The sequence below is a fragment of the Pedobacter flavus genome (assembly GCF_036324285.1).
Taxonomy (GTDB): Bacteria; Bacteroidota; Bacteroidia; order Sphingobacteriales; family Sphingobacteriaceae; genus Pedobacter; species Pedobacter flavus.
In genome coordinates this window covers 896,731-920,443 of record NZ_JAZDQU010000001.1, presented here as the reverse complement: position 1 = coordinate 920,443, position 23,713 = coordinate 896,731, and the positions used below count along the sequence as shown (strand labels likewise).

The 23,713-nt window shown below is 33.6% G+C and carries 27 protein-coding genes and 1 tRNA gene; 6 read left to right on the top strand and 22 right to left on the bottom strand.

The window, feature by feature from the left end; genetic code table 11:
* Window positions 1-24 precede the first annotated feature (24 nt).
* The 15 genes from nuoF to VRU49_RS04220 form a co-directional block, all read right to left on the bottom strand.
* Entirely contained in the window at window positions 25-1,392 is a 1,368-nt protein-coding gene (gene nuoF / locus VRU49_RS04290; protein WP_330145549.1) for an NADH-quinone oxidoreductase subunit NuoF, read from the bottom strand.
* The gene (locus VRU49_RS04285; protein ID WP_330145548.1) at window positions 1,392-1,904 is read right to left on the bottom strand and encodes an NADH-quinone oxidoreductase subunit NuoE family protein; all 513 of its coding nucleotides are present in this window, start codon (window positions 1,902-1,904) and stop codon (window positions 1,392-1,394) included. Before VRU49_RS04285 ends, nuoF begins: the two co-directional genes overlap by 1 nt.
* Window positions 1,897-3,111: an NADH-quinone oxidoreductase subunit D gene (locus VRU49_RS04280; RefSeq protein WP_330145547.1), complete on the bottom strand. Its 1,215-nt coding sequence runs from the start codon at window positions 3,109-3,111 to the stop codon at window positions 1,897-1,899. Before VRU49_RS04280 ends, VRU49_RS04285 begins: the two co-directional genes overlap by 8 nt.
* A gap of 2 nt (window positions 3,112-3,113) precedes the next feature.
* Window positions 3,114-3,614 (bottom strand): NADH-quinone oxidoreductase subunit C, encoded by a 501-nt coding sequence (locus VRU49_RS04275; protein ID WP_330145546.1) that lies wholly within the window; start codon window positions 3,612-3,614, stop codon window positions 3,114-3,116.
* Window positions 3,614-4,156 (bottom strand): NADH-quinone oxidoreductase subunit B, encoded by a 543-nt coding sequence (locus tag VRU49_RS04270; protein WP_330145545.1) that lies wholly within the window; start codon window positions 4,154-4,156, stop codon window positions 3,614-3,616. The genes VRU49_RS04275 and VRU49_RS04270 overlap by 1 nt, the downstream gene beginning before the upstream one ends.
* Before the next feature lie 110 nt (window positions 4,157-4,266).
* On the bottom strand, window positions 4,267-4,632 hold the full coding sequence (locus VRU49_RS04265; protein WP_330145544.1) for an NADH-quinone oxidoreductase subunit A: 366 nt from the start codon (window positions 4,630-4,632) through the stop codon (window positions 4,267-4,269).
* Window positions 4,633-4,711: 79 nt separating this feature from the next.
* Window positions 4,712-6,430: a tetratricopeptide repeat protein gene (locus VRU49_RS04260; RefSeq protein ID WP_330145543.1), complete on the bottom strand. Its 1,719-nt coding sequence runs from the start codon at window positions 6,428-6,430 to the stop codon at window positions 4,712-4,714.
* Window positions 6,431-6,507: 77 nt separating this feature from the next.
* Complete coding sequence (locus tag VRU49_RS04255; protein ID WP_330145542.1) at window positions 6,508-7,416, bottom strand: substrate-binding domain-containing protein; 909 nt, start codon at window positions 7,414-7,416, stop codon at window positions 6,508-6,510.
* 219 nt (window positions 7,417-7,635) lie between these two features.
* Complete coding sequence (locus VRU49_RS04250; RefSeq protein ID WP_330145541.1) at window positions 7,636-8,454, bottom strand: energy transducer TonB; 819 nt, start codon at window positions 8,452-8,454, stop codon at window positions 7,636-7,638.
* A gap of 21 nt (window positions 8,455-8,475) precedes the next feature.
* Window positions 8,476-9,018, bottom strand: coding sequence for an ExbD/TolR family protein (locus VRU49_RS04245; RefSeq protein ID WP_330145540.1), 543 nt, complete (start codon window positions 9,016-9,018; stop codon window positions 8,476-8,478).
* Window positions 9,019-9,027: 9 nt separating this feature from the next.
* Window positions 9,028-9,651, bottom strand: a complete 624-nt coding sequence (locus tag VRU49_RS04240; protein ID WP_330145539.1) for an ExbD/TolR family protein — start codon at window positions 9,649-9,651, stop codon at window positions 9,028-9,030.
* A gap of 84 nt (window positions 9,652-9,735) precedes the next feature.
* The gene (locus VRU49_RS04235; RefSeq protein ID WP_330145538.1) at window positions 9,736-10,563 is read right to left on the bottom strand and encodes a MotA/TolQ/ExbB proton channel family protein; all 828 of its coding nucleotides are present in this window, start codon (window positions 10,561-10,563) and stop codon (window positions 9,736-9,738) included.
* A 269-nt stretch (window positions 10,564-10,832) separates the two neighbouring features.
* Window positions 10,833-12,431, bottom strand: a complete 1,599-nt coding sequence (pckA, locus tag VRU49_RS04230) for a phosphoenolpyruvate carboxykinase (ATP) (RefSeq protein ID WP_330145537.1) — start codon at window positions 12,429-12,431, stop codon at window positions 10,833-10,835.
* A 139-nt stretch (window positions 12,432-12,570) separates the two neighbouring features.
* Window positions 12,571-12,921 (bottom strand): translation initiation factor, encoded by a 351-nt coding sequence (locus tag VRU49_RS04225; RefSeq protein WP_330145536.1) that lies wholly within the window; start codon window positions 12,919-12,921, stop codon window positions 12,571-12,573.
* Window positions 12,918-13,805 carry a diacylglycerol/lipid kinase family protein gene (locus tag VRU49_RS04220; protein ID WP_330145535.1) on the bottom strand — a complete coding sequence of 296 codons (888 nt, stop codon included), beginning with the start codon at window positions 13,803-13,805 and terminating at the stop codon, window positions 12,918-12,920. Before VRU49_RS04220 ends, VRU49_RS04225 begins: the two co-directional genes overlap by 4 nt.
* 199 nt (window positions 13,806-14,004) lie before the next feature.
* Between VRU49_RS04220 and metK the strand changes: the two genes are divergently transcribed.
* The 3 genes from metK (at window position 14,005) to VRU49_RS04205 (ending at window position 16,367) form a co-directional block, all read left to right on the top strand.
* Entirely contained in the window at window positions 14,005-15,273 is a 1,269-nt protein-coding gene (metK, locus tag VRU49_RS04215) for a methionine adenosyltransferase (RefSeq protein WP_330145534.1), read from the top strand.
* Window positions 15,274-15,381: 108 nt separating this feature from the next.
* Window positions 15,382-15,729, top strand: coding sequence for a hypothetical protein (locus VRU49_RS04210; RefSeq protein ID WP_330145533.1), 348 nt, complete (start codon window positions 15,382-15,384; stop codon window positions 15,727-15,729).
* Between the two features lie 71 nt (window positions 15,730-15,800).
* A complete protein-coding gene (locus tag VRU49_RS04205) occupies window positions 15,801-16,367 on the top strand; it encodes a pentapeptide repeat-containing protein (protein ID WP_330145532.1) in 567 nt (188 codons plus the stop codon).
* Here the strand turns inward: VRU49_RS04205 and VRU49_RS04200 are convergent, their stop codons facing one another.
* From VRU49_RS04200 to VRU49_RS04180, 5 genes are all read right to left on the bottom strand, one after another.
* Window positions 16,368-16,901: a lipocalin family protein gene (locus tag VRU49_RS04200; protein ID WP_330145531.1), complete on the bottom strand. Its 534-nt coding sequence runs from the start codon at window positions 16,899-16,901 to the stop codon at window positions 16,368-16,370.
* Between the two features lie 58 nt (window positions 16,902-16,959).
* Window positions 16,960-17,397, bottom strand: coding sequence for a pyridoxamine 5'-phosphate oxidase family protein (locus VRU49_RS04195; RefSeq protein WP_330145530.1), 438 nt, complete (start codon window positions 17,395-17,397; stop codon window positions 16,960-16,962).
* A gap of 154 nt (window positions 17,398-17,551) precedes the next feature.
* Window positions 17,552-17,625: transfer RNA gene (locus VRU49_RS04190), tRNA-Asp, on the bottom strand.
* A 71-nt stretch (window positions 17,626-17,696) separates the two neighbouring features.
* A complete protein-coding gene (gene prfA / locus VRU49_RS04185) occupies window positions 17,697-18,770 on the bottom strand; it encodes a peptide chain release factor 1 (RefSeq protein WP_330145529.1) in 1,074 nt (357 codons plus the stop codon).
* Window positions 18,771-18,828: 58 nt separating this feature from the next.
* A complete protein-coding gene (locus VRU49_RS04180; RefSeq protein ID WP_330145528.1) occupies window positions 18,829-19,575 on the bottom strand; it encodes a UDP-2,3-diacylglucosamine diphosphatase in 747 nt (248 codons plus the stop codon).
* A 125-nt stretch (window positions 19,576-19,700) separates the two neighbouring features.
* Between VRU49_RS04180 and VRU49_RS04175 the strand changes: the two genes are divergently transcribed.
* Window positions 19,701-20,711, top strand: coding sequence for an NAD(P)/FAD-dependent oxidoreductase (locus VRU49_RS04175; protein ID WP_330145527.1), 1,011 nt, complete (start codon window positions 19,701-19,703; stop codon window positions 20,709-20,711).
* Between the two features lie 2 nt (window positions 20,712-20,713).
* Window positions 20,714-21,034 carry a 2Fe-2S iron-sulfur cluster-binding protein gene (locus VRU49_RS04170; RefSeq protein ID WP_330145526.1) on the top strand — a complete coding sequence of 107 codons (321 nt, stop codon included), beginning with the start codon at window positions 20,714-20,716 and terminating at the stop codon, window positions 21,032-21,034.
* A gap of 33 nt (window positions 21,035-21,067) precedes the next feature.
* Here the strand turns inward: VRU49_RS04170 and VRU49_RS04165 are convergent, their stop codons facing one another.
* Window positions 21,068-22,729, bottom strand: coding sequence for a S41 family peptidase (locus tag VRU49_RS04165; RefSeq protein ID WP_330145525.1), 1,662 nt, complete (start codon window positions 22,727-22,729; stop codon window positions 21,068-21,070).
* A complete protein-coding gene (locus tag VRU49_RS04160; protein WP_330145524.1) occupies window positions 22,729-22,944 on the bottom strand; it encodes a hypothetical protein in 216 nt (71 codons plus the stop codon). The genes VRU49_RS04165 and VRU49_RS04160 overlap by 1 nt, the downstream gene beginning before the upstream one ends.
* A 120-nt stretch (window positions 22,945-23,064) precedes the next feature.
* On the opposite strand from VRU49_RS04160, the gene VRU49_RS04155 reads away from it, so the two are divergent.
* Entirely contained in the window at window positions 23,065-23,667 is a 603-nt protein-coding gene (locus VRU49_RS04155) for a porin family protein (RefSeq protein WP_330145523.1), read from the top strand.
* Window positions 23,668-23,713 lie beyond the last annotated feature (46 nt).

Below are 23,713 nucleotides of genomic sequence, written 5' to 3'. Positions count from 1 at the left end.
CTAAATGAATAATAGTCTTATTATTTAATTTTGTTCTGTTATTGGTGCTTTTTCTATTGGATTTGCATAATTAGCCAAACCATAATTTCCAGCTAAGGCTTTCATAGGCTCCTTTACATGCCATTCAAACTCATCTCTGAAATGTCTAATTGCACTGGCAACTGGCCAAGCTGCTGCATCTCCAAGCGGACAAATTGTATTTCCTTCTATATTTTTAGAAACATCAACTAATAAGTCTATATCACTCATTTTGCCATGTCCGTATTCAATTTTATGCAATACCTTCTCTAACCAACCTGTTCCTTCTCTACACGGAGAACACTGTCCGCAACTTTCATGATGATAAAATCTTGAAAAATTCCAAGTATTTCTTACCATACATTGATCTTCATCAAAAGCAATAAATCCGCCTGATCCTAACATTGTACCAGTCGCAAATCCGCCTTCAGATAACGATTCGTAACTCATTAAACGTGGTTCACCATTTGCTAGTTTTAGGGATAAATTCGCAGGTAAAACAGGAACAGAAGAACCACCAGCAACGGTAGCTTTTAATCTTTTTCCGTTTGCAATTCCTCTACAATAGTCTTCCCCATAAATGAATTCCTCAACAGAAAGTCCTAATTCAATTTCATATACCCCTGGTCTAACCAAGTTTCCTGATGCAGAAATAAGTTTAGTTCCAGTACTTCTACCGATACCAATTTTTGCGTATTCGTCTCCACCATCATTAATAATTGGAACTACAGCAGCTATAGATTCAACATTGTTTACAACTGTTGGACAACCATATAAACCTGCGATAGCTGGGAATGGTGGTTTAATTCTTGGGTTTCCTCTTTTTCCTTCTAATGATTCTAATAAAGCGGTTTCTTCTCCACAAATATAAGCTCCGCCACCTGGCTGAACATATAATTCTAGATCATAACCTGTCCCTAAAATATTCTTACCTAACCAACCTGCTGCTTTAGCTTCTGCAATTGCGCGTTCTAAAATTCTAATTTGAGGCATCATTTCACCTCTTACATAGATGTAAGAAACCTTTGCGCCCAAAGCATAACTAGCTACAATCATTCCTTCAATTAAAGCATGAGGAATGTGGGTCATTAAATATCTATCTTTAAAAGTTCCTGGCTCCGACTCATCAGCATTACAAACTAAATAACGCGATACACCTTCTGGTTTAGCCAGAAAACTCCATTTCATACCCGTAGGGAATCCTGCACCACCTCTACCTCTTAGTCCAGACTTTTTAACCTCTTCCACAACTTCGTCGGGGGTTAAGGTTTTTAAAGCCTTTTCTACGGCACGGTAACCACCTTTTTCGCGGTAAACTTCCAAGGTGTTGATCCCTGGTACATTAATATGTTCTAATAATAATTTACGAGCCATTATTTTTTGCGTAAATCGTCAATTAATTGATCAACAGACTCATTAGTTAGATTTTCATAGAATGTATATTCTGGTCCAATTTGCAATACTGGCCCAAAGCCACATGCTGCCAAACATTCTACACCTCTCCAGCTAAATAAACCATCGGCCGTTATTTCACCTTCTTTAACACCTAATTTTTGCTCTATATGCTCCATGATTTTTTCAGCACCCACTAAACAGCAAGGTCCTGTTCTACAAACTTCTAAAACATACTTTCCTTTAGGCTGTAAAAAATACATGGTATAAAAACTAGCAACTTCATAAACCTCTATAGGTTTAATATTTAAATAAGCTGCAACCTTATCCATCGCCGGAACACTCGTCCAACCAAATTCTGCCTGAACCAAATGTAAAATTGGCAATAATGCCGATTTTTGTTTTCCTTCTGGATAACGCTTTACAATCTCATCAAACTTTTCAATTAAAGCGGATGAAAATTCTACAGGCTGTGTTTCTTCTACTTTAAGCATCTAATTCTCCTGCAATAATGTTTAGACTACTCATGTTAATTATCGCATCCGACAATAACATGCCTTCACTCATTTTAGCGTACATTGAATAATTGATAAAACTAGGTCTTCTAAAATGTAAACGATAAGGCGTTCTACCACCATCGTTAATTAAATAAAAACCAAGTTCACCATTACCACCTTCTACGGCATGATATACTTCAGATTTCGGCATATCTAATTCGCCCATTACAATTTTGAAATGGTAAATTAATGCCTCCATATTATTATAAACTTCTTCTTTTCCTGGCAAATAAATTTCAGGAACATCTGCATGAAAAACACCTTTAGGAAGGCCTTTTAATTTCTCTAAAGCTTGCTCAATGATGCGAACACTTTGCCACATCTCTTCGTTTCTCACTAAATATCTATCAAAAACACAACCTCTAGTTCCTACAGGAATTTCGAAATCGAAATCTTGATAAGAAGAATATGGCTCACTTACACGAACATCATAATCAACACCAGTTGCACGCAATAAAGGACCAGTCCAGCTATAGCTTAATGCCGTTTCTGGCGTTACCGAAGCTACATTTTGAGTTCTATCTATAAAAATTCTATTTCTATTTAATAAGCTTTCGAATTCTCTTAATGCTACCGGAAACTCTTTTAAGAACTTATTGATTTTGGCAAAAGCGATATCATTAAAATCTCTTTCTAATCCGCCAATTCTACCAATATTTGTAGTTAATCTAGCCCCACAAATTTCTTCGAAGATCTCGTAAATATGCTCTCTAAATTGAAATAAATACAAGAAAGTAGTGGTTGCTCCTGTATCTTGTGCAATAATTGTATTACAGATAATATGGTCTGCAATACGCGAAAGCTCCATTATGATAACCCTTAAATAATCTACTCTTTTAGGGATTTCAATATTCAATAACTTCTCAACAGTCATATGCCATCCCATATTATTAATTGGAGATGAACAATAATTTAATCGATCTGTTAACGGAGTGATTTGATAAAACGGGCGATGTTCTGCAATTTTCTCAAATGCTCTGTGAATATATCCGATAGTAGAGACGCCACTTACAATGCGCTCTCCATCCATTTGCAATATATTTTGGAATACCCCGTGAGTTGCTGGGTGTGTTGGCCCTAAATTTAGGGTTACTAACTCAGACTGAGGATCGTTATCTGTATATACCGGCTGATTTTGATTCATAATTATCTACCGAAAAATTCGTCTTTTTTATCTACCCTATTTGGATCTTCTAAAGGATATTGTTTTAACATAGGATGAACTGGAAGATCTTCCATATTCAATATTCTCCTTAAATCAGGATGTCCTTCAAATTTCACCCCAAAGAAATCGTAAGTTTCTCTTTCCATCCAATTCGCTCCATTCCAAAGTGTAGTAGCCGTTGGAATAGTGGGATTTCTTTCATCCAAAAACACCTTAATTCTTGCTCTAAGGCTATGTTTCATGCTAAACACATGATATACAACCGCAATTTGTTCTAAATCAGGATAATGAACAGCTGTAATATCTGTTAAGAAATCAAGATTAAGCTTACCATTATCTTTTAAGAAAGAAAGAACATTTATGATTTGGTCTTTTGTGGTATTAAAAGTTAATAAACCAAAAGGCTCAGTAACATTTACCAACTCGTGGTCAAATCTTTGACCCAACAAATCTATTAATTCTGTATTTGAAACTTTAGCCATTATTGTATTCCGTAACTCGCTAACAATTCTTTGTACTGAGGAGAATTTCTTCTTCTGCCTGATTCATTTTTCACCAATTCTTGAATCTTGGTAAATCCGTCTAAAATAGCTTCTGGACGTGGAGGGCAACCTGGAACATAAACATCCACCGGAATAATTTCATCTATACCCTGTAACACAGAATATGTATCGAAAATACCACCACTAGAAGCGCAAGCACCAACAGCCATCACCCATCTTGGTTCGGCCATTTGTAAATAAACTTGCTTTAAAACGGGAGCCATTTTTTTTGCTATTGTTCCCATTACCATGATAACATCTGCTTGACGAGGAGAAAAACTTAATCTCTCTGCTCCAAACCTACCGAAATCATAATGTGAGCCCATTGTGGCCATGAATTCAATTCCACAACAAGATGTTGCAAACGGCAAAGGCCATAAGGAATGAGATCGTGCCAAACCAATAACCTTATCTAATGATGTAGCGTAAAAGCCGTGTCCTTCAATTCCTGGAGGCGCTTCTACTATTTTGATTTCACTCATGCTAAAAAACAAAAAAGCTTGCCCAAACTAAATATTCGAGCAAGCCACAAATTTACAATATTTAGTATCATTATGTACCTAAGTTAGCCATTTAGAACTATTCTAAATAACTAACTTATGTCTAATGCTTTCTTCTTTAAAACGTAAATAAAGCCTAATAATAATGTCCCCATGAAAACGAACATTTCTATTAAACCATCCCAACCTAATTCTCTAAAATTTACTGCCCAAGGGTACATAAAGATTACCTCCACATCAAACAACACAAACAAAATAGCTACTAAAAAGTACTTTATTGAGAAAGGTTGACGGGCATTTCCAATTACTTTAACACCAGATTCAAAGGTTTCTAACTTATCGGAAGTTTTACGAGTTGGACCCAATAAATGTGTTCCGAACAAGGTTACCACAACAAAACCTAATGCTACAATTATTTGAAAAACAATTGGTAAAAAATCTACAGGTACACTTTGCATTTCTAATTCTTAAATTTTAGACAAAAATAATAGAAAAAGGCAGGATTTTCATCCTGCCTTTAAAATATTTTATTAATTATTATTTGTTAGGGCTTTTTTTTTGCTGTTGAACAGAGTTCAAATACTTAATATTATCAGCAGCATATTTATTATCTGGTTCTAATGATAATACTTTATTAAAGTATTCAATAGATTTCTCTGGTTCAGTATCCATTAATAAATAAGCTAAATAACCATAAGCTTCAACTAAACCTTTAACATGATTTTGAGCAGATTCTGGTTTAGTAACGGTTACCAACTCAACAAATTTTTCATAATAAGGTTTTGCTAAACCAACAGGTGCAGTAGGATTTTCTTCCATTAATTTAGCTACAGCAGCTCTAGATAAATAAGTACTTTCGAAATCAGGCGCTAACTTAATAACAACATCATAATATTTATCAGCTTTAGCTAATAAAGCTTTATCAGCTGGTTTATTAGCAGCAACTAATACTCTATAATGTGTAACCAATGAAGAAGCTGCACGGAAGTAGTTAGTTAAAACTGAAGGACTAGCTGAATTAGATTCAGCAGCTATTCCATAAGCTTCAGCAGCAAGATCAAATCTTCTAGCAGTATTAAATTTCTTTCCAATCTCAACTAATTCATCACTTAAAGTAGAATCTAAAGCAACTGCTTGTTTAATATTGATGAAAGCTAAGCTATCTTGGTTAGTTTGCATTAAAGCTTTTCCGTAGTAAGCATAATCTGAAGGTTGGATACGACCTGGCTCAGATTTACCTTTTTCGAAAACTACTTTAAGATTTGCAATACTTTGATCAAATTTTTCAGTTTCATAAGCAGCATAACCTCTTAAACGAGCAATTAATAAATCCTTAGAAGGGTTTGTATTATCTGCAGCTAATCCAGTTGCTACTTCATCTAAAGTTTGAAAATCGTTTACATAAACTAAGAATTGAGCATAACGTAATCTCGAATCAAAAGATTTATCAGTTAAGTTCAAATACTTTCTATAATTTTCTAATGCAGAAGCTTGTAATTCTTTAGTTCTCTTAACATCACTTCTAGACCATTCCATTTGAGTTTCTGCTAATTCACGATAAGCAGGGCCATAATTAGGATCAGTTTCAATGGCTTGCTTTAATTTATTTTCAGCATCAGCAAAGTTATAAGCTCTGGTATACATTCTACCAGTTTGAACAATTGGACGTAAATTGTTTGGATTAATAGAGATAGATCTTAAATAAGGCTTTAATGCGTTGGAATTTAATTTTTGCAGTGCATAATAATCACCTAAAGCAATAAATACTTCCTCGTCTAAATCTTTAGAATCTAATTCATCCGCTTTTTCTAAATAGGCAAGTGAATTGTTAAAGTCAGGTGTAGGTGTAGAAATTAATGCCTTTCCGATAAATAAATGTGTTTTATAATCTTTAGCACCATAAGATAAAGCTTTATCAAATTGAGCTTGAGCAGCTGATGCATTTTTATTTAAAAGTTCTACATTACCTAAACCAACATAATTTAATGCATACTTAGGTTCAGCAACTGTACCATTAGTAAATACAGCTTTAGCTGAATCTATATCATCAGTTTTTAAATAAACATTACCTAAGTAAAAGTAGTTCTCGCCCTTTTTAGGCTGACTTGCTGTTAAAGACTTCAAAATTCCTGAAGCTTTTTGGTATTGTTCTGCATCTATTGCCTTCTTAGCATCTGCCAAGCTTTGAGCAAATGCCGCAGAACCCATAATCATTAACCCAAAACCTAGGGTCATCGCTTTCTTAATCATTTTCATGGCTCATTCTTAATTAATTGAGGTGTAATTCACTTGTGTTAACCGGTTACCCACACCTCAGGGTTCAAATATATAATTTAGTTGTTAGTAATATTAAGGGTACGTGGTGTTAATTTATGTGGACCTAATCCAGATTTAAGAAATACCAATTGCCCTCTTTCACTTGTTAACCAGGTTGCAAATCCTGTGCCTAATCCATTTCTTCCTTCAGCATTTATTACATAAATGTTTCGTAATAATGGATAAATACCGCTTATAATGTTATCCTGAGTGGGTTTATAAAACTTTTTATCCCCTTTTTTGCCAGGTAAATTTTTAACATTCATTAACATAATATTGGGGTTATTAGATATACCATCTGTAGTTTGATCGATATACCAATTTAAACCTACAACACCAATATAACCTTGATTTTTGGAAACATAATCAATTACTTCGGTCGAATTTGTCAAGGTAAACAAATTAGACTTTGGCAGTGAATCCACACCAGCCATTTCCTTAAAATATCTTAAAGTAGATGAATAAGGGCTAGAAAACACCAGACTCTTACCATTCTTACCTTCGCCTTTCATAATATCTATTAATTCTTGAACATTGATATTACTATCAATAGAATTAGATTTGGCGATTAATGCGATACCATCAATAGCAATTCTATCTGTATTTACGGGTATCTTTCTGTTTTTATAAATCTTCTCTTCATCTTCTGTCAACATTCTAGATAAGATAATATAGCGAGTACTATCATTTAAAAATGTTGGCATCAAATTACCTTCATTTCCTTTTATCTGAACAATATTAGCATTAGGATAATCGGATGTAAACACTTGAATTTGTTCGTCAATAATATCAGCGAAACTATCATCAACTAACACCTTCATGTTTCCAGAAGTTGCGGTTTCTTTAATTTCGTTGGTAGGTTCTTCAGTACAAGCAAAAAGAAATAGAATAGCTAGAAAATATACATTTCTAAATTTCATCATCATTTTTTGTGATTAAACGACTAAACCTAATAATAGCGTAAACAATTAATAAAACTCCGAAACTAATTCTAATTCCAGAAGTAAACTCGAAGTATTTGAAGAAAGACAAATTCAGAATTAATCCTACCCCCAAAAACAAATAAATTAGGAGCATGATAGATCCTAAAATAAACAGAAATCGCTGTTTAGGCGATTTCTGTCTAAAAAATTCAATTATTGAGATCAATTTAATTTAAATGCTACAGGAACACTGTATCTAACACGAACTTCCTTACCGTTTTGGATACCAGGAGTCCATTTTTTACTAGCTTTAATTACTCTTATAGCTTCCTCATCTAAGCCCTGACCAACTTTTCTTGCTACAGTTACGTTAGAAATAGATCCATCTTTTTCGATGAAGAATTCAACGTGAACAGTACCAGTAAAGTTATTTTCTTGAGCAATAGGAGGATATCTTAAATTATCACCAATATATTTACGGAAAGCATTGATACCGCCTGGATACTCAGGCATTACCTCTAAACTTACATAATCGTAAACTTTATTGTCTTCTACTACTGCAGCTTGTTTTGGGCCTTCTCCAACAGGAGCAGCAATAACAATATCTGCATCAGGATCACCTGCAATTGTTTTTTGACCAGGATCAGCCTTTTTCAAGTCTTCTAATTTTGGTGGTTCTTCATCTCTAACCTGATTATCTGGTTTTACCTCTGGTGGAGGGAATTTAACCTGATCAGTTTTTGGAGGTGGGGGTTCCACATTTACCGGTGGAGGAGTATTCTCGTCCACTGGAGGTGGTTCTACTACAGTAACTTCTGTAGCTACTACTTGTTGCTCTTCAGGTGCTAAATCTGCAATTAATGCATAAATTTTAGGACCAAAGAACATTACAACATAGATAACCGAAGCAATGATCAATGCGCGTGTGGTCGTTGAAGAGTTGGTTTTTCTTAATTCATAAGCCCCATAACTCTTATTTTTAGACGCAAACACTACATCGAGCCATTCCTTTTTAAATAAATCTATTTTTGCTCCGAACATAATATTTTCTTTTATCTAATTTTAATAAACGCCACTATCTTTCATCATTTGGATTTCAGGTGCTTTAATGTTGTCATCATCAATTGCGATGGTCTCAATACCTGCAATTTTTAATTCGTCCATCACATTCACAAAATCCATATACTGTGAACTCTTTGTTGGCTTAACAATAACAATTAGGGGTTTATCCGGATTGTTATTGTTTGCAGCAGCAACTTTATTTTTCCATTCAATTAAAGAAGCACGTACCTGAGTAATGCTCTCAATTGTTGGCTTACTTCCAATTAATCCCATATACCATGCCACTTTATGGTCTTTACCAATTAAAATAGTCATCGTACGTGACTCAGGAAAATCGAAAGTAACCGTAGGATCTTCCTTATTCTTATCTGGTTTAACTACATCCATCGCGATCGGTTTTGATAACGATGTTGTTAACATAAAGAAGGTGATTAATAAGAATGCAAGATCTACCATCGCTGTAAGGTCAACCCGAGTAGATTGTTTTTTACTTCTGACCTTCTTACTTTTTTTACCTCCGCCGGAGGTGTCTAATTCTGCCATGATTTCTTATTATTTTTCACCAGCTTCTGGTGACGTAATTAAACTGAACTTATTTATTTTCTGCATTTGAAGTACATCCACTACTTTCTTAAAAGAAGGATATTCTTCATTTGAATCAGCCTTAATACTTATCAGCATTGGCTCATTATGCAATTCTTTTACAGCTTCACGAGATCTATAAATCCATCTAGACAATTCGCCTTTCTCGGTTGTGTCTGTCATTGGAATACCGTATGACTCTAATCCAGAAGCTTTACGCTGTTCTGCATTCATCATAATGTATTGTTTTAAACTTCCGATTGGCACACCAAATGAAGGAATTACTTTAAATCTTTTGATTTCTTCAGGGGTAAAAGTAATTCCATAATCCTTACCTACCAACTCCAAAGTTCTACCTTTAATGTCCTGGCCAATAATCTCATAAAACACTTTTCCCTTCGCAACTGTAATGATACTAATATCTTTATCAGGAACTTTCATTTGATAAGTTGAAGAAGGAATCTTCACTTCCAAAGGATCTGCCTGACGTGCAGTTGCTGTTAATATAAAGAAAGTTAACAGCAGGAAGGCTACGTCGCACATGGCGGTCATATCTACTGCGGTACTCTTTCTGGCAACTTTTACTTTTGGCATAACAAAAATTATTACTTATTTAATTTAATGATGTTAATTATCTCGGTTTTCCATAAAGCCGAGAAAAAAAATTAAAAATAATTCTTATTTATGCTTACTAGCGTAAGTTTGAACGATACTGAATCCAGCTTCATCAATTGCATAAGTTAATTTATCAATTTTTGAAGTGAATAAATTATACATAATAATTGCTAAAGTAGAAGTTAAGATACCGGTTGCAGTATTTACAAGTGCCTCAGAGATACCAATCGCTAATGCTGCTTGATCTGGAGCTCCTGAGTTCGCTAAACCTGCGAAAGCTTTAATCATACCTGTTACTGTACCTAATAGACCCATTAACGTACCAACTGATACTAAAGTAGCAATGATCGTTAAGTTTTGCTCTAACATTGGCATTTCTAATGAAGTTGCTTCTTCGATATCTTTTTGAATTGCAGCAACAGATTGCTCAACATTTAAGTTTGAATCTGATTCAACTTCACGATATTTTAATAATCCAGATTTAATTACGTTAGCAACAGATCCTTGTTGTTTATCGCATTCTGCGATAGCTGAATCAATGTTACCTGAAGATAAAAATCCTTGTACTTTTTTCACAAATCCTTCTAAGTTTCCTTTACCAGTAGCTTTACCGATTACGATTAAACGCTCAACTGAGAACACGAATACCATTAATAACATACCCATGATGATCGCTACGATATAACCTGCTTTGTGAGCCATACCATAAAAGTTTCCTTGTTTCGGAAGATTTTCCGGATTGTTGTCGATGAAGTTTTCCGGATTACCGAACACAAATGTGTAGATTGAAAATCCTACAATTAAACAGATTGGAATTACAAGAGTAGCAAAAAGGTTTGAAGACGAAGAGCTTTCCTTTTTTACAGTTGTTGGTTTTGGTGCGTTTGCCATTTTTTTTTAGTTTTTAAATTTTTAGTTTTTAGTTCTTTTTAAAATTTAGATAGTAATAATAGTAATAACCTAACCTACTTTATTCAATTAAGTTGCTACACAAAAATATAACTTATCTCTAAATTACAATTAAATTTTTGTTTCGCAAGAAATTAAAACTGTATTTTTAGTTTACTACTAAAATTAAAAAGATTGTCCTGTTGAGACAATCTTTCACAATAAAAGCTAAAAATTTTTTTAAAAACAAATAATCGAACAAAAAAGATACATTAAAAGCTAATTTCCTTGACTTTTGGCATAGCCGATAGCATCTCTTCGGTTGCAAATTCCTGAAATTGCTTGAAATTTTCTATAAATGCATTTGCCAACTCATTTGCTTTGTCGTCATATTGTTGCATATCTCCCCAAGTTAATCTTGGGTTTAATATTTCTGAAGGAACGTTTGGACAAGTTTTAGGCATTGCTAATCCGAATACCGGATGATGCTCAAATTCAACTCCATCTAATTCTCCTTTTAAAGCAGCAGTTATCATCGCTCTAGTATATGCCAATTTCATTCTTTGACCAGTACCATAAGCTCCTCCACTCCATCCTGTATTTACTAACCAAACATTTACGTTGTTCTCATGCATCTTTTTACCTAAAAGTGCCGCATATTTTGTTGGGTGCAAAGGTAAAAAGGCTTTTCCAAAACAAGCAGAGAAAGTAACTTGCGGTTCTGTTACACCCGCTTCTGTTCCTGCAACTTTGGCTGTATATCCCGAAATAAAGTGAAACATGGCCTGACCGGCGTTCAATTTAGATATTGGGGGTAAAACACCAAATGCATCTGCAGTAAGGAAAAATATATTTTTCGGACTTCCTGCTATTGATGGCTCAATAGCATTCTTTATATAATTAATAGGATAAGCAACTCTAGTATTTTCTGTCTTTTCTATATTAGAAAAATCTACCGTACGAGTTCCTTCAAAATAATTTATATTTTCTAATAATGCCCCAAACTTAATCGCATTGAAAATTTCCGGTTCCTTTTCCGCTGTTAAATCAACGCACTTCGCGTAACATCCGCCTTCAAAATTGAAAACAGAATCTTCGCTCCATCCATGTTCATCATCACCTATTAATCCTCTTGAAGGATCTGCTGATAAAGTTGTTTTTCCAGTTCCAGATAAACCAAAAAATATTGCTGTATCTCCTGCTTCCCCAACATTAGCTGAGCAATGCATAGATAATGTGTTTTTTAATTCAGGTAGAACGAAGTTCAAAACAGAAAAAATACCTTTTTTAATTTCTCCAGTATATCCAGTTCCCCCAATTAAAATCATTTTCTTTGAGAAATTCAAAATCGAGAAATTCTCTTGGCGCGTGCCATCTTCAGACGGGTTTGCTTTAAAACTTGGGATGGCAATAATCGTCCATTCCGAAGCTGGTATTTCTTCTTCGGCAGCATACCTTAAAAATAAATTATTCGAAAATAAATTCTGGTAAGCTGTTTCAGTGATTACTCTAATAGTAGTTTTATACGACGGGTCGGCACAAGCAAATGCATCTCTTACATAAACTTTTTTCCCATGTAAATGAGCAACCATTTTTTGCAATAGCTGATCAAATAACTCTGGTTTAAATTTAATATTTATATCTCCCCACCAAACCGAGTCGTTAGTTACTTCATCGGCAACCACAAATCTGTCTTTTGGTGATCTTCCTGTAAATTTACCTGTATCTACAGCAAGGGCTCCAGAATCTGCAAGTGTACCTTCCCCATTTAATAGGGCTTCTTCTATTAATTCAGTTGGTGTAAGTTGATAACGTATATCTGCTTGCTGAATACCTAAATAATCCAGCCCGTTTATTAATCTTCTTTGCATTATTAAATATTAGTTAGGACAAAGTTAAGGACTTGAACATGCACTTACGAGTAATATTTGTAAAAAATTTTACTTATTGTCAACTTTACACTATTGATTTTTAAGGTTTAACCTTCAAAAAAATTACATTTAAAATACACTATCCCCCTGATTTTTTAACCTTATATCCTTCTGCTTGAAGCAATAGAAATACTTTTTCTCTAAAATCTCCTTGAACCATTATTTCGCCATTTTTAGCCGAACCACCAACACCACATTTAGATTTTAATTTTTTACCCAGTTCCTGGAGCTGTAATTCACTCCCTCTAAAGCCTGTAATTAATGTAACAGCTTTACCGCCTCTATTTTTTTTATCTAGCTGAACGCGTAAATCTTGGTGCTTTGGTTCAACAATTTCTTCTTCATTTACTGGTTCTTCAATTTTAAAATCGGGATCTGTAGAGTACATTATCCCACCCAAATCTCCCAAGCTTATTTTTTTTGGTTTCATACGCGCTGTTTAGGTACAATTATGTTTAATGATAATGGTAAAACTTCTATGTTTACTTCTTTTTCTATAAAGATTGGTTCACCATCTAAATGCGCAAAAAAAGAGCCTTCACTCTGAATAAGAATTTTTTCGCCGCAAATTATTTTCAAATATTTAGTTTTTAATTTATTCATTGCCATCAAAACTCCAAAATATGGCAATAAGATTTTTGGAAAAGGTTTTATTATACATACATCAAATAAGCCATCGGTTACACTTGCTTCTTTAGCAATATTCATATCATTCCCATACTGAGAAGAATTGGCAATACTGATCATAAAAGCCCTTTCATTATATTCTTGACCATCAATTATTACTTTAAATGAAGTAGGTTTAAGACTATAAATTTCTCTTAAAACAATTTTCACATAATTACTGAAGCCTCTTTTTATGGTTTTACTAAAAAGATATCCGATTTTAGCATCAAAACCTACTCCTGCCATATTAAAAAAAGATTTGGCATTTAAAGTGCCGGTGTCCATTTTTAAACAAACCCCTTCTTTAATGTTTTTAATCGCTTTATGGGTATTTAACGGGATATTTAAGAACCTAGCTAATCCGTTGCCGGAGCCATAAGGGATAATACCAAATTTAACTTGTGTATTAACCAAATTTTTTGCCACTTCATTTATGGTTCCATCTCCTCCTACTGCCACAATTAAATCAAAATTTTGCGCAATAGCATGTCTTGTTAATTCTTCAGCATGCTTAATATAATCGGTATAAACAATTTCCATTTCCGAAAAGCTTTGTGATAACTCTTTATTTAACAAAGATTTTAAATGATCTTTGGCTTTCCCTCCAGAAATTGGATTGATTATAAAATATGCTTTAATCGTTTTCATTATTTTGAAGCTGCAAAATAGTTTATATTTTTTTAATAAAATTAAATGTTCTATTTTTGTGTGAATTAAGTGGACTGATTTGCGAAGTTTTCCAAACAAGATTGCAACCACGTAAAAAAAAGTGCTAATTATATTTTTCACTCTTTTTATGGCTTTTTGCCAAATCAGGCTCGCTTTTTAATTATTTAAAAAAATTAATATGTCATACTTATTTACGTCTGAGTCTGTTTCTGAAGGTCATCCCGATAAAGTTGCGGACCAAATTTCTGATGCGCTTATCGATAATTTCTTAGCGTTCGATAAAGATTCTAAAGTTGCTTGTGAAACTTTAGTAACTACTGGCCAAGTAATTCTTGCTGGCGAAGTAAAATCATCTGCCTATTTAGATGTTCAAAAAATAGCTAGAGAAGTTATTAATAAAATTGGATACACTAAAGGTGAGTATATGTTTGATGGCAACTCTTGTGGTGTATTATCTGCCATTCATGAGCAAAGTCCAGATATTAATCAAGGTGTAGATAAAGTCGACAAAAAGCTTCAAGGTGCAGGAGACCAAGGTATGATGTTCGGATACGCTACCCGCGAAACTGAAAACTATATGCCATTGGCTTTAGATTTAGCACATAAGTTGTTAATTGAACTTGCTGATTTAAGAAGAGAAAATAAAGAAATTAAATATCTACGTCCAGATGCTAAAAGTCAGGTTACACTAGAATATAACGACTTAAATGAGCCAGTTAGAATAGATGCTATTGTAATTTCTACACAGCATGATGATTTTGACGAAGAGTCTAATATGTTAGCTAAGATTAAAGAAGATATAATTTCTATTTTAATTCCTAGAGTAGCTAAAAAATATCCTCAATTTGCTCATTTATTTAATAACGACATTAAATATCACATTAATCCAACTGGAAAATTTGTAATAGGCGGTCCGCATGGCGATACAGGTTTAACAGGTAGAAAAATTATTGTAGATACTTATGGAGGTAAAGGAGCACATGGTGGTGGCGCTTTTTCTGGGAAAGACCCATCTAAAGTAGACCGTTCAGCTGCATATGCAACCAGACATATTGCTAAAAATTTAGTTGCTGCTGGCGTAGCCGATGAAATTTTAGTTCAAGTAAGTTATGCAATTGGAGTAGCTGAGCCAATGGGTATTTATATTAATACTTATGGTACTGCTAAAGTGAAAGATAGCTCAGGAAATATTTTAGCTGATGGTGAAATTGCTAAAACTGTATCAAATATTTTTGATATGACTCCTTATGGCATTGAAACTAGACTTAAATTAAGAAACCCAATCTATTCTGAAACTGCCGCATACGGGCATTTCGGTAAGGAGCCTCAAACCATAACAAAAACGTTTATCTCTAGTGATAGAAAAGAAAAACAAATTGAAGTTGAATTGTTTACTTGGGAAAAATTAGATTATTTAGATGCTGTAAAAAAAGCTTTTAATATTTAATAAATTATTACTCTAAAATATTGCCCATAACAGTGAATCTGCTGTTATGGGCATTTTTTTTATAAACCTTTTGAGTTAGAATTTGTTATTAATACAAAAGATAAAATTATGGAACAGCCTATAGAAATGAACACTTTAAGTCAGATTTTAGAAAAATTAAGATTAAAAGGAAGAGATAACGAAATTACTATGAATGAGGAAGGTTTGATGGTGGGTTCAAAAAATAATAAAATTTATACCCCTGAAGCCTTAACCATAGTGAAAAATTATAGATTCGAAGGCATGTCTGATCCCGCAGATAATTCGGCCCTATATATTGTTGAAGATAATGAAGGTACAATTGGCTATATTATGGATGCCTATGGTATTTACTCAGATCATATTGGCCCTAGTTTTGATGACTTTTTAAAGAAAATTCCAGTGGCAGATAGAGATGAACAAGAATTGTTTAGTTAATCTTTTTACTGCCTAATTAGAGTTCAATTAGCAAATGCTTAATCTGCTATATTTGTATTCTAATTATTATTATGGCACCAGAATATTTTAACGAAAAATTTGATGCGCTAAGTTTTCAAAACCATCAAATAGGTAGTCAATATGAAGATTGTACTTTTACAAATTGTAATTTAGAAAATCAGGATTTTTCTAAAACCATCTTTATAGATTGTACATTTTCTCAATGTAATTTAAGTTTAATTAAGACGAATAAAACTGCCTTTAGAAACGTTAGATTTATTGATTGTAAGATTTTAGGTGTTAGATTTGATTATTGCGATCCATTCTTAATGGAAATAAATGCAGAGCGATCTGTATTTAATTTATCTAGTTTTTATAAGCTAAAATTATCAAAATCTAATTTCAGCCATTGTTTTTTTAAGGAGGTTGATTTCACAGACACCGATTTAAGTGAATGCAATTTAACTTATTCTGATTTTTTGAATGCTACTTTTTATCAAAGTAATTTAAGAAAAGCTGATTTTAGATTCGCTAGAAATTATATTATCGATCCTGAGACCAACTCAATAAAGCAAGCGAAGTTTTCTCGTGAAGATATTGAAGGTTTATTGGTAAAGCACGCCATTATTATCGAGTAATTATGGATTGTGTTCTACCCAAACAAATTTATCGGTATCATAACCAATAGATTTAGCTTTCGCGATATATTTTTGTTTTATTTCTTCTGGGATAGACTTTTCTCTAGAAAGTATCCAAATATAATTAAGATTATTACCCATTACTAAGGCATACTTATAATCGTTATCTATTTCAATAACATTATATCCTGCATAAAATGGCTTAAAGAACGAAACCTTGAGTCTGGCAACATTTTCATTTTCAACAAACTTTGCTGATCCAATACTTTGCTTCCATTCATTCGATAAATAATTAAACCCTTTATTGTCGACTTTAATTGATCCATCTGGATTTATAGAGTAATTTGCCGAAACGTTATTAAGGTTTCTTTCATGTTTGAAATCGAAACGGGCAATTTCATACCACTTTCCTAAGTATTTATCTTTATTGAAAGGTGTAAATGGTTTTGCGCCTTTAGGAATAGAAACACAAGAACCGAGTAGAACGATTACCCCTGCAAGAGAAATTAACCCGACTGTATATTTTATAATCATTATCCTATAACAAAGCAGCGTAAATAAAGTTTAAAATTGTTCTGCTTTAGGAGAGAATTTAATCGTGATATTCAAATTTTCCAGTCGCCTTTTCCATAGTAATTCTATAGACTATCAACGAATCATAATGTTTAGGATCTATTCCGTGGGAAGGTTCTTTTGCCTTATCGTCTGTAACAGCCATAATTTTCTGAATTAATCCTTGCATTACTTGCTGTCTTTCTTCGCCAGAAAGCTCTTCATACTTACCCCACATAACTACGCTTTTCCATCTAAAAGTATCTTGAATTTCATCAATCTGAATGCAAACATTAGGATTTTTGCGCATCATATCAATTTTTTTGCCTGGACCAGAGTGTGCGTAAATAACATTATCTCTTGTAAGATAATTAATTGGCACTACATAGGTTTCTCCATCGGCATGCATGCCTAATCTTCCTATAGACTGCTGAGCAATAAAATCTATGATTTCTCGCTTGGATAAATCTCCTAACATATTTCAAAAATTTGATTTAATTTAAAGTTACATAAAGTCTACTGTTAAATCAATACTAGTTTATAAAATGGTTGGAGATATCAAGGAAAAGGAATTCAAAACCTTTATAAAGCAAAAAACCACCTCAATTAAAAATTGAAGTGGTTGTGTTTTGCGGACCGGACGGGACTCGAACCCGCGACCTCCGCCGTGACAGGGCGGCATTCTAACCAGCTGAACTACCGGTCCGTTTCCCTTTCGGGAATGCAAATATAGTGTCTTTTGTTATATTTTCAAAAAAAAATGAAAATAATTAGAAATTATCCGATTGCTCCTTCTTTCATTTTTTCTGCATTCTCTGCAAATTGCAGTGCATCAATTAGTTCCTGAACCGCACCATCCATTACACTACTTAAATTATATAGTGTTAATCCTATTCTATGATCGGTAACACGACCTTGAGGATAATTATAAGTTCTAATTTTTGCAGATCTATCGCCCGTTGAAACCATAGTTTTACGTCTAGCAGCAATATCCCCAACCTTTTTCTGCAATTCAATATCGTATAATTTACTACGCAACATCTCCATCGCTATTTCGCGGTTCCCTAACTGAGAACGCTCTCTTTGGCAAACCACAACAATTCCTGTAGGTCTATGCGTTAATTGAACTTTGGTTTCTACTTTATTTACGTTCTGTCCACCAGCACCGCCAGAGCGCGATGTTTGTAAATCAATATCAGCAGGATTTAAATAGAAATCTATTTCTTCAGCTTCTGGTAAAACAGCTACTGATGCTGCAGAAGTATGTACACGTCCTTGAGTCTCTGTATCTGGAACTCGTTGAACACGATGTACGCCTGATTCATATTTTAACTGACCATAAACATCCTCTCCAGAAACTTTAAGAATTACCTCTTTATACCCACCGGCAGATCCTTCAGTTACATCAACTGTTTCTACAGTCCAGCCCTTAGAATCAAAATATCGAGTATACATACGGTATAAGTCACCTGCAAATAATGCAGCTTCGTCTCCTCCCGTTCCTCCACGGATTTCAAAAACAGCATTTTTAGCATCTTCAGGATCTTTTGGAATCAACATCAATCTAATGGCTTCTTCCATCTCTTCCTGCTTTACAAGCAAAAGATCTAACTCTTCTTTTGCCATATCGCGCATTTCAGGATCCTTTTCTGTAGCCAGAATTTCCCTGTTAGCATCTATATTACTGCGTACATTTTTGTAGATTTTATATTCATCTACAATCTTACCCAAATCTTTGTATTCTTTATTTAAGGCCGCAAAACGCTTCATATCCTGAACAGTATCAGGATTACTCAATTGCTCTTCTACATCTTCCCACCTTAATTTGATGGCTTCTAGTTTATCTAACATAATTATTTTACAAAATTAAGAAAATAAATAATAAGAATTTCAGGAAAGCATGTATTCTCTATTTGTCCTTAAAATATTTTAATTGAACGGTTTCGCCATCAAATTCGGCATAAGAATTATAGTTTATCCACTCTCCTAAATTAATATACCTCGATTTGCTGTTCAATTGAATATCTAAAGGCAGATGTCTATGTCCATAAATAAAATAGTCGAAATGTTCTTTTTCGAGAACTTCTTTAGAATAAATAGACAACCATTCATTTTCCTCGCCTAAAAAATGTTCCTTTTTATTATTAGAAACCCTACTTTTCCCAGACCATCCATTAGCGATAAATAACCCAATTCTGGGTGGTAGAATAGAAAACAACCATTGACAAAATGGATTTCTAAATACTTTTCTTAAAATTTTATATTTTCTATCGCCCGGACCTAAACCATCGCCATGATGTAAATAAAATTTCTTGCCCGAACGCTCCATTATCATTTCATCACTAATAATGGTTAAACCTAACTCTTGGGTAAAATAATCATTAACCCACATGTCGTGATTTCCTTTAAAAAACCAAATTTTTATACCCGCATCAGACATCGAAGCAAGTTTTCCTTGTAATCTTACAAAGCCTTTGGGGATAACTTTTCCGTATTCAAACCAAAAATCGAAGATATCTCCCATCAAAAACAATTCGCTACATGTAGGCGTTATAAAATTCAACCATTCGAGAATTGTTTTTTCACGCTTTAAACTAGCGTCTTTATTAGGCGCACCCAAATGAAAGTCTGAGGCAAAGTATATCTTTTTATCCATTAAGAATCAAAGATAATTAAATTTATAAACCCACAATATCATCGGAAAATCAGATTATTTAGAACACGTCTAAATAGGGAATAAATTCAGACTTTATTTATTAACTTTGCAATAAATATAGACGAATGATTTCAACAGATATAGCCATTATTGGCGCCGGACCCGTAGGTTTATTTGCAATATTTGAGGCAGGGCTTTTAAAAATGCGATGCCATTTAATAGATTACTTACCACAAGTTGGCGGACAACTTTCAGAAATTTACCCAAAAAAACCTATTTACGATATACCTGGTTATCCCACAGTTTTAGCTCAAGAGTTAATTGATAACTTAATGGAGCAAGCTAAACCATTTCACCCTACTTTTACTTTAGGTGAGCGTGTAGAAGGTTTAGAAAAAAGAGGCGAAGCAGATTTTGTTTTAACTACTAACATGGGCACTGTTATTGAAGCCAAAGTTGTAGTTATTGCTGGTGGTTTAGGATGTTTTGAACCAAGAAAACCTGCCGTAGAGAATTTAGAGAAGTTCGAAAATGGAAAGGGTGTAAATTATATGATTTTAGATCCTGAGAAATACAGAGGACAGAAAATGGTTATTGCTGGAGGTGGAGATTCTGCTTTAGATTGGGCAATTTTTCTTTCTGATGTAGTTTCAGAGCTTACATTAGTTCATAGAAGCGAAAGCTTCCGTGGTGCTCCAGATTCAGTAAATAAAGTTATGGCACTTGCTGAAGCAGGAAAAATTAATTTGATTTTGAATAGCAACTTAAACGCAGTTTATGGCGATGATAAGCTTGAAAAAGTTGAAGTTATTCAAAACAAAACGATGGAAAAAACCATCATTGAAACAGATCATTTAATTCCATTATTTGGATTAAGCCCGAAATTAGGCCCTATCGAAGATTGGAATTTAAATATTAGTAAAAGTGCAATTGAGGTAAATACTGATGATTACAGCACCAATATCCCTGGCATATATGCAATTGGAGATATTAATACATATACTAATAAGCTAAAATTAATTTTATGTGGTTTTCATGAAGCTGCATTAATGAGTCATAGTGCTTATCAATATATGAATCCAGGTGTAAAATACACGATGAAATATACTACTGTAAACGGCGTTTCAGAATTTTAATTATGGACGAAAACAACATTGCAATACACGTACAGCACGAGAATGGTGAAGTAGTTACCCTAGAAGCACCTACCGATATGGGCTTAAGCCTGATGGAGTTTCTTAAAGCTTCAGAATATGATATTTTAGCTACTTGTGGCGGGATGGCTTTATGCGCAACTTGCTGTGTAGATATTTTAGAAGGAGAAGAAAAGTTAAATGAAATGAGTGATGACGAATACGCAATGTTAGATACTTTGCCAGATTTATTGCCTAATTCTAGGTTGGCTTGTCAGCTTAAATTATCTCCAGCACTAAATAATTTAAAATTAAAACTACATTAATACCGTAGTGCTTAAAATAAATAAAAGGCGATTCTATTTAGAGTCGCCTATTTTTTTATAATTCCCTTTTCCAGAAAGTACTTCTTTTACTTTTTGACTATCACTTAAGATTTCAACAGCCATTTCCATCTCTTTATCATATTGAAAAGACTGTTCAATTCTTCCCTTTTCTAAGAAGTACCTCGATATAATTTGACTTTCTAATAATCTTTTTATCTCTTGCTTATGGTTAATAAAGGCTTCCTTAGGAGATAATGACATTTTTGCTTTTAGCTTATCTATATCCATTTTAACCACATCATAACGCTGATCCTTTTTTGCCTCATTTACCAATTCATTAATCAGTTGATTGGTTTTAGCAGAAAAGCTATCGTCTACCGTTGGCAATGAATTTAAAAAAGCGGTAAATTCTGCATCCGATAACTGAAAGCGCTTAGAATTGGTTACAGAAGGATTTAATTTCTTATAGTTATTTGCAAAATCAAAAAACATAGCCTTATTCAGCATCATAGCACCAGTTGTACTTATTGGCTCAGACGGCACTGTAAAATCAGGGTATATTCCATTTCCATCATACACTGTCCTTCCAGACTTAGTTGTGAAAATTTTCTTTAAAGAATCTGTTCCTTTTTGAATTTTGTTATGGCTGGTATAATCCAAGGCCTGAATACACCTTCCTGAAGGCGTATAATATTTTGCCACTGTAATTTTAACCAGGCTATTATAAGGCAGATTAAAAGTTTGTTGAACTAAACCTTTACCATAACTTTTTTGACCTACTATAACGGCTCTATCTAAATCTTGAAGCGCTCCTGCAACTATTTCTGAAGCAGAGGCCGAAGAGCCATTTATTAATACTACCAATGGCAATTCTGGCAGCAAAGGATCTTCTAAGGTTTTATAAACCACGTTTTTTTCAACGTTTCTACCTTTTTGAACAACAATAACTAAATCACGCTTTACGAAGAGATTAACAATTTTCACAGCTTCTTGGAGAATTCCACCCCCATTTCCCCTTAAATCTAAAATTAATCCGGCTGGCTGGTGTTTATTTAATTCAATAGCAGCATTTCTTACCTCTAAATAGGCATTTTCTAAAAATTTATCTAATTTAATATAGCCCAAGTTCCCATCAATCATTCCTGAATAAGTCACATTTTTTTGGACGATTAAATCCCTGGTTAATGTCTTTTTTAAAACTTCCCCTGATCTATTTATAACTAAATCAATTTTGCTTCCCTTAGGCCCCCTAAGCAATACACCCAATTGATTTCTGTCCTTTCCTTTGAGTGAGATATTATTTATTTCCATCAATTCATCTCCAGGAAGCAATCCAGCATTTAGAGCAGGGTTGTTCTCACTTACTTCATTGATAAAAAATCTATCTTTAATTTGGATTGTACTAGCGCCAATTCCACCAAACTGGGCACTTACGTATTTTAAGCGAAAGGCTTCTATTTCAGATTCGGGAACAAATTCGGTATAAGGATCTAGATCCGCAAGCATAGCATTAATACCGCTTCTAACCATAGAAGAAGAGTTAGTTTCATCAACATAGTTGATGTTTACCTCCTTAAATAAAGCAGCAAAAACATCTAAATTCCGAGAAACTAGAAATAAATCGTCTCTATTTGTTGCCGACAACAGAAAAGCTGTCACCAAAAATGCAAATATAAGACGGTATACTTTTTTCATTATAAACGATTACCTTTTGGATCGGCTAAAGCTTTCTTGATCGTAAACTCAACGTATTCACGGTCGCGTTTTACTAAATTCATTAATTGTTGAACCAATTCTTCTTCCTTGCCAGGAACAAATTGCAAATCTGCATTAGAAAGCTCTCTGTACTTTCTCAAGAATTTTATTTTAACCTTTTCCCAGGTTTCATTTGTTAATGTAAAACTTGCCATATATTAGTTTAATATACAAAATTAAAAAATAAAAGTATTAGAAACTTATTAAAATTTAAATGGTTATTTTTTTATTAAACAAATAACTCACAATTTTAAAATTCATTAAGAACAACGATTATGAAAAAATTAATTTTAACCTGTGTTACCATTGCTTTTATGAGCACAGTGTCGTATGCTCAAACCTTTAATTTAGGTTTAAAGGGGGGTGTAAATCTTGCAAAAATAAATTCAGATTTTGCGGATGCAGAAAATAGATTAGGCTATCAGATTGGTGCATGGGCCAGAATAGGTGGCTCTGGCATATATCTACAGCCTGAGCTATATTTTGGCAGTAAAGAAAATAAGTTTGTAGAAATTAATACCAACGGAACTACTGTTACTACTGAAGGTACGGTGAAGTTTACAACTATGGATGTTCCTGTTTTAATAGGAAAGAAATTTGGAGCTAATAATTTCAATTTTCGTTTAAATGCTGGCCCTGTAATTTCATTTAATTTAGACAAATCAACATCAAATTTTTCTAATTCTTTTCAACAATTAGGAGACACAAAAAATTATAAAGACCAAACCTTTGGAGCTCAATTTGGCGCCGGGGTAGATATCTCTAATTTCACTGTAGATTTAAGGTACGAAACTGGTTTATCTAACATTTATACAAGCGACCAATACAAACAAAAGCTAAACACGTTCTTGGTGAGTGTAGGATTTAAAATATTTTAAATTATATACATAAAAAAAATGCCCCGAATTACTTCGGGGCATTTTT

Bases quoted from the DNA above. Each gene is read 5' to 3' on its own strand.
- VRU49_RS04285 (WP_330145548.1), bottom strand. From the start codon at position 1,904: ATGCTTAAAGTAGAAGAAACACAGCCTGTAGAATTTTCATCCGCTTTA.
- VRU49_RS04205 (WP_330145532.1), top strand. From the start codon at position 15,801: ATGGCACCAGAATATTTTAACGAAAAATTTGATGCGCTAAGTTTTCAA.
- prfA (WP_330145529.1), bottom strand. From the start codon at position 18,770: ATGTTAGATAAACTAGAAGCCATCAAATTAAGGTGGGAAGATGTAGAA.
- VRU49_RS04195 (WP_330145530.1), bottom strand. From the start codon at position 17,397: ATGTTAGGAGATTTATCCAAGCGAGAAATCATAGATTTTATTGCTCAG.
- VRU49_RS04200 (WP_330145531.1), bottom strand. From the start codon at position 16,901: ATGATTATAAAATATACAGTCGGGTTAATTTCTCTTGCAGGGGTAATC.
- VRU49_RS04210 (WP_330145533.1), top strand. From the start codon at position 15,382: ATGGAACAGCCTATAGAAATGAACACTTTAAGTCAGATTTTAGAAAAA.
- VRU49_RS04245 (WP_330145540.1), bottom strand. From the start codon at position 9,018: ATGGCAGAATTAGACACCTCCGGCGGAGGTAAAAAAAGTAAGAAGGTC.
- VRU49_RS04165 (WP_330145525.1), bottom strand. From the start codon at position 22,729: ATGAAAAAAGTATACCGTCTTATATTTGCATTTTTGGTGACAGCTTTT.
- VRU49_RS04160 (WP_330145524.1), bottom strand. From the start codon at position 22,944: ATGGCAAGTTTTACATTAACAAATGAAACCTGGGAAAAGGTTAAAATA.
- VRU49_RS04180 (WP_330145528.1), bottom strand. From the start codon at position 19,575: ATGGATAAAAAGATATACTTTGCCTCAGACTTTCATTTGGGTGCGCCT.
- VRU49_RS04265 (WP_330145544.1), bottom strand. From the start codon at position 4,632: ATGCAAAGTGTACCTGTAGATTTTTTACCAATTGTTTTTCAAATAATT.
- VRU49_RS04250 (WP_330145541.1), bottom strand. From the start codon at position 8,454: ATGTTCGGAGCAAAAATAGATTTATTTAAAAAGGAATGGCTCGATGTA.
- VRU49_RS04235 (WP_330145538.1), bottom strand. From the start codon at position 10,563: ATGGCAAACGCACCAAAACCAACAACTGTAAAAAAGGAAAGCTCTTCG.
- VRU49_RS04275 (WP_330145546.1), bottom strand. From the start codon at position 3,614: ATGGCTAAAGTTTCAAATACAGAATTAATAGATTTGTTGGGTCAAAGA.
- nuoF (WP_330145549.1), bottom strand. From the start codon at position 1,392: ATGGCTCGTAAATTATTATTAGAACATATTAATGTACCAGGGATCAAC.
- VRU49_RS04270 (WP_330145545.1), bottom strand. From the start codon at position 4,156: ATGAGTGAAATCAAAATAGTAGAAGCGCCTCCAGGAATTGAAGGACAC.
- VRU49_RS04170 (WP_330145526.1), top strand. From the start codon at position 20,714: ATGGACGAAAACAACATTGCAATACACGTACAGCACGAGAATGGTGAA.
- metK (WP_330145534.1), top strand. From the start codon at position 14,005: ATGTCATACTTATTTACGTCTGAGTCTGTTTCTGAAGGTCATCCCGAT.
- VRU49_RS04280 (WP_330145547.1), bottom strand. From the start codon at position 3,111: ATGAATCAAAATCAGCCGGTATATACAGATAACGATCCTCAGTCTGAG.
- VRU49_RS04255 (WP_330145542.1), bottom strand. From the start codon at position 7,416: ATGATGATGAAATTTAGAAATGTATATTTTCTAGCTATTCTATTTCTT.
- VRU49_RS04175 (WP_330145527.1), top strand. From the start codon at position 19,701: ATGATTTCAACAGATATAGCCATTATTGGCGCCGGACCCGTAGGTTTA.
- VRU49_RS04220 (WP_330145535.1), bottom strand. From the start codon at position 13,805: ATGAAAACGATTAAAGCATATTTTATAATCAATCCAATTTCTGGAGGG.
- VRU49_RS04225 (WP_330145536.1), bottom strand. From the start codon at position 12,921: ATGAAACCAAAAAAAATAAGCTTGGGAGATTTGGGTGGGATAATGTAC.
- VRU49_RS04260 (WP_330145543.1), bottom strand. From the start codon at position 6,430: ATGAAAATGATTAAGAAAGCGATGACCCTAGGTTTTGGGTTAATGATT.
- pckA (WP_330145537.1), bottom strand. From the start codon at position 12,431: ATGCAAAGAAGATTAATAAACGGGCTGGATTATTTAGGTATTCAGCAA.
- VRU49_RS04155 (WP_330145523.1), top strand. From the start codon at position 23,065: ATGAAAAAATTAATTTTAACCTGTGTTACCATTGCTTTTATGAGCACA.
- VRU49_RS04240 (WP_330145539.1), bottom strand. From the start codon at position 9,651: ATGCCAAAAGTAAAAGTTGCCAGAAAGAGTACCGCAGTAGATATGACC.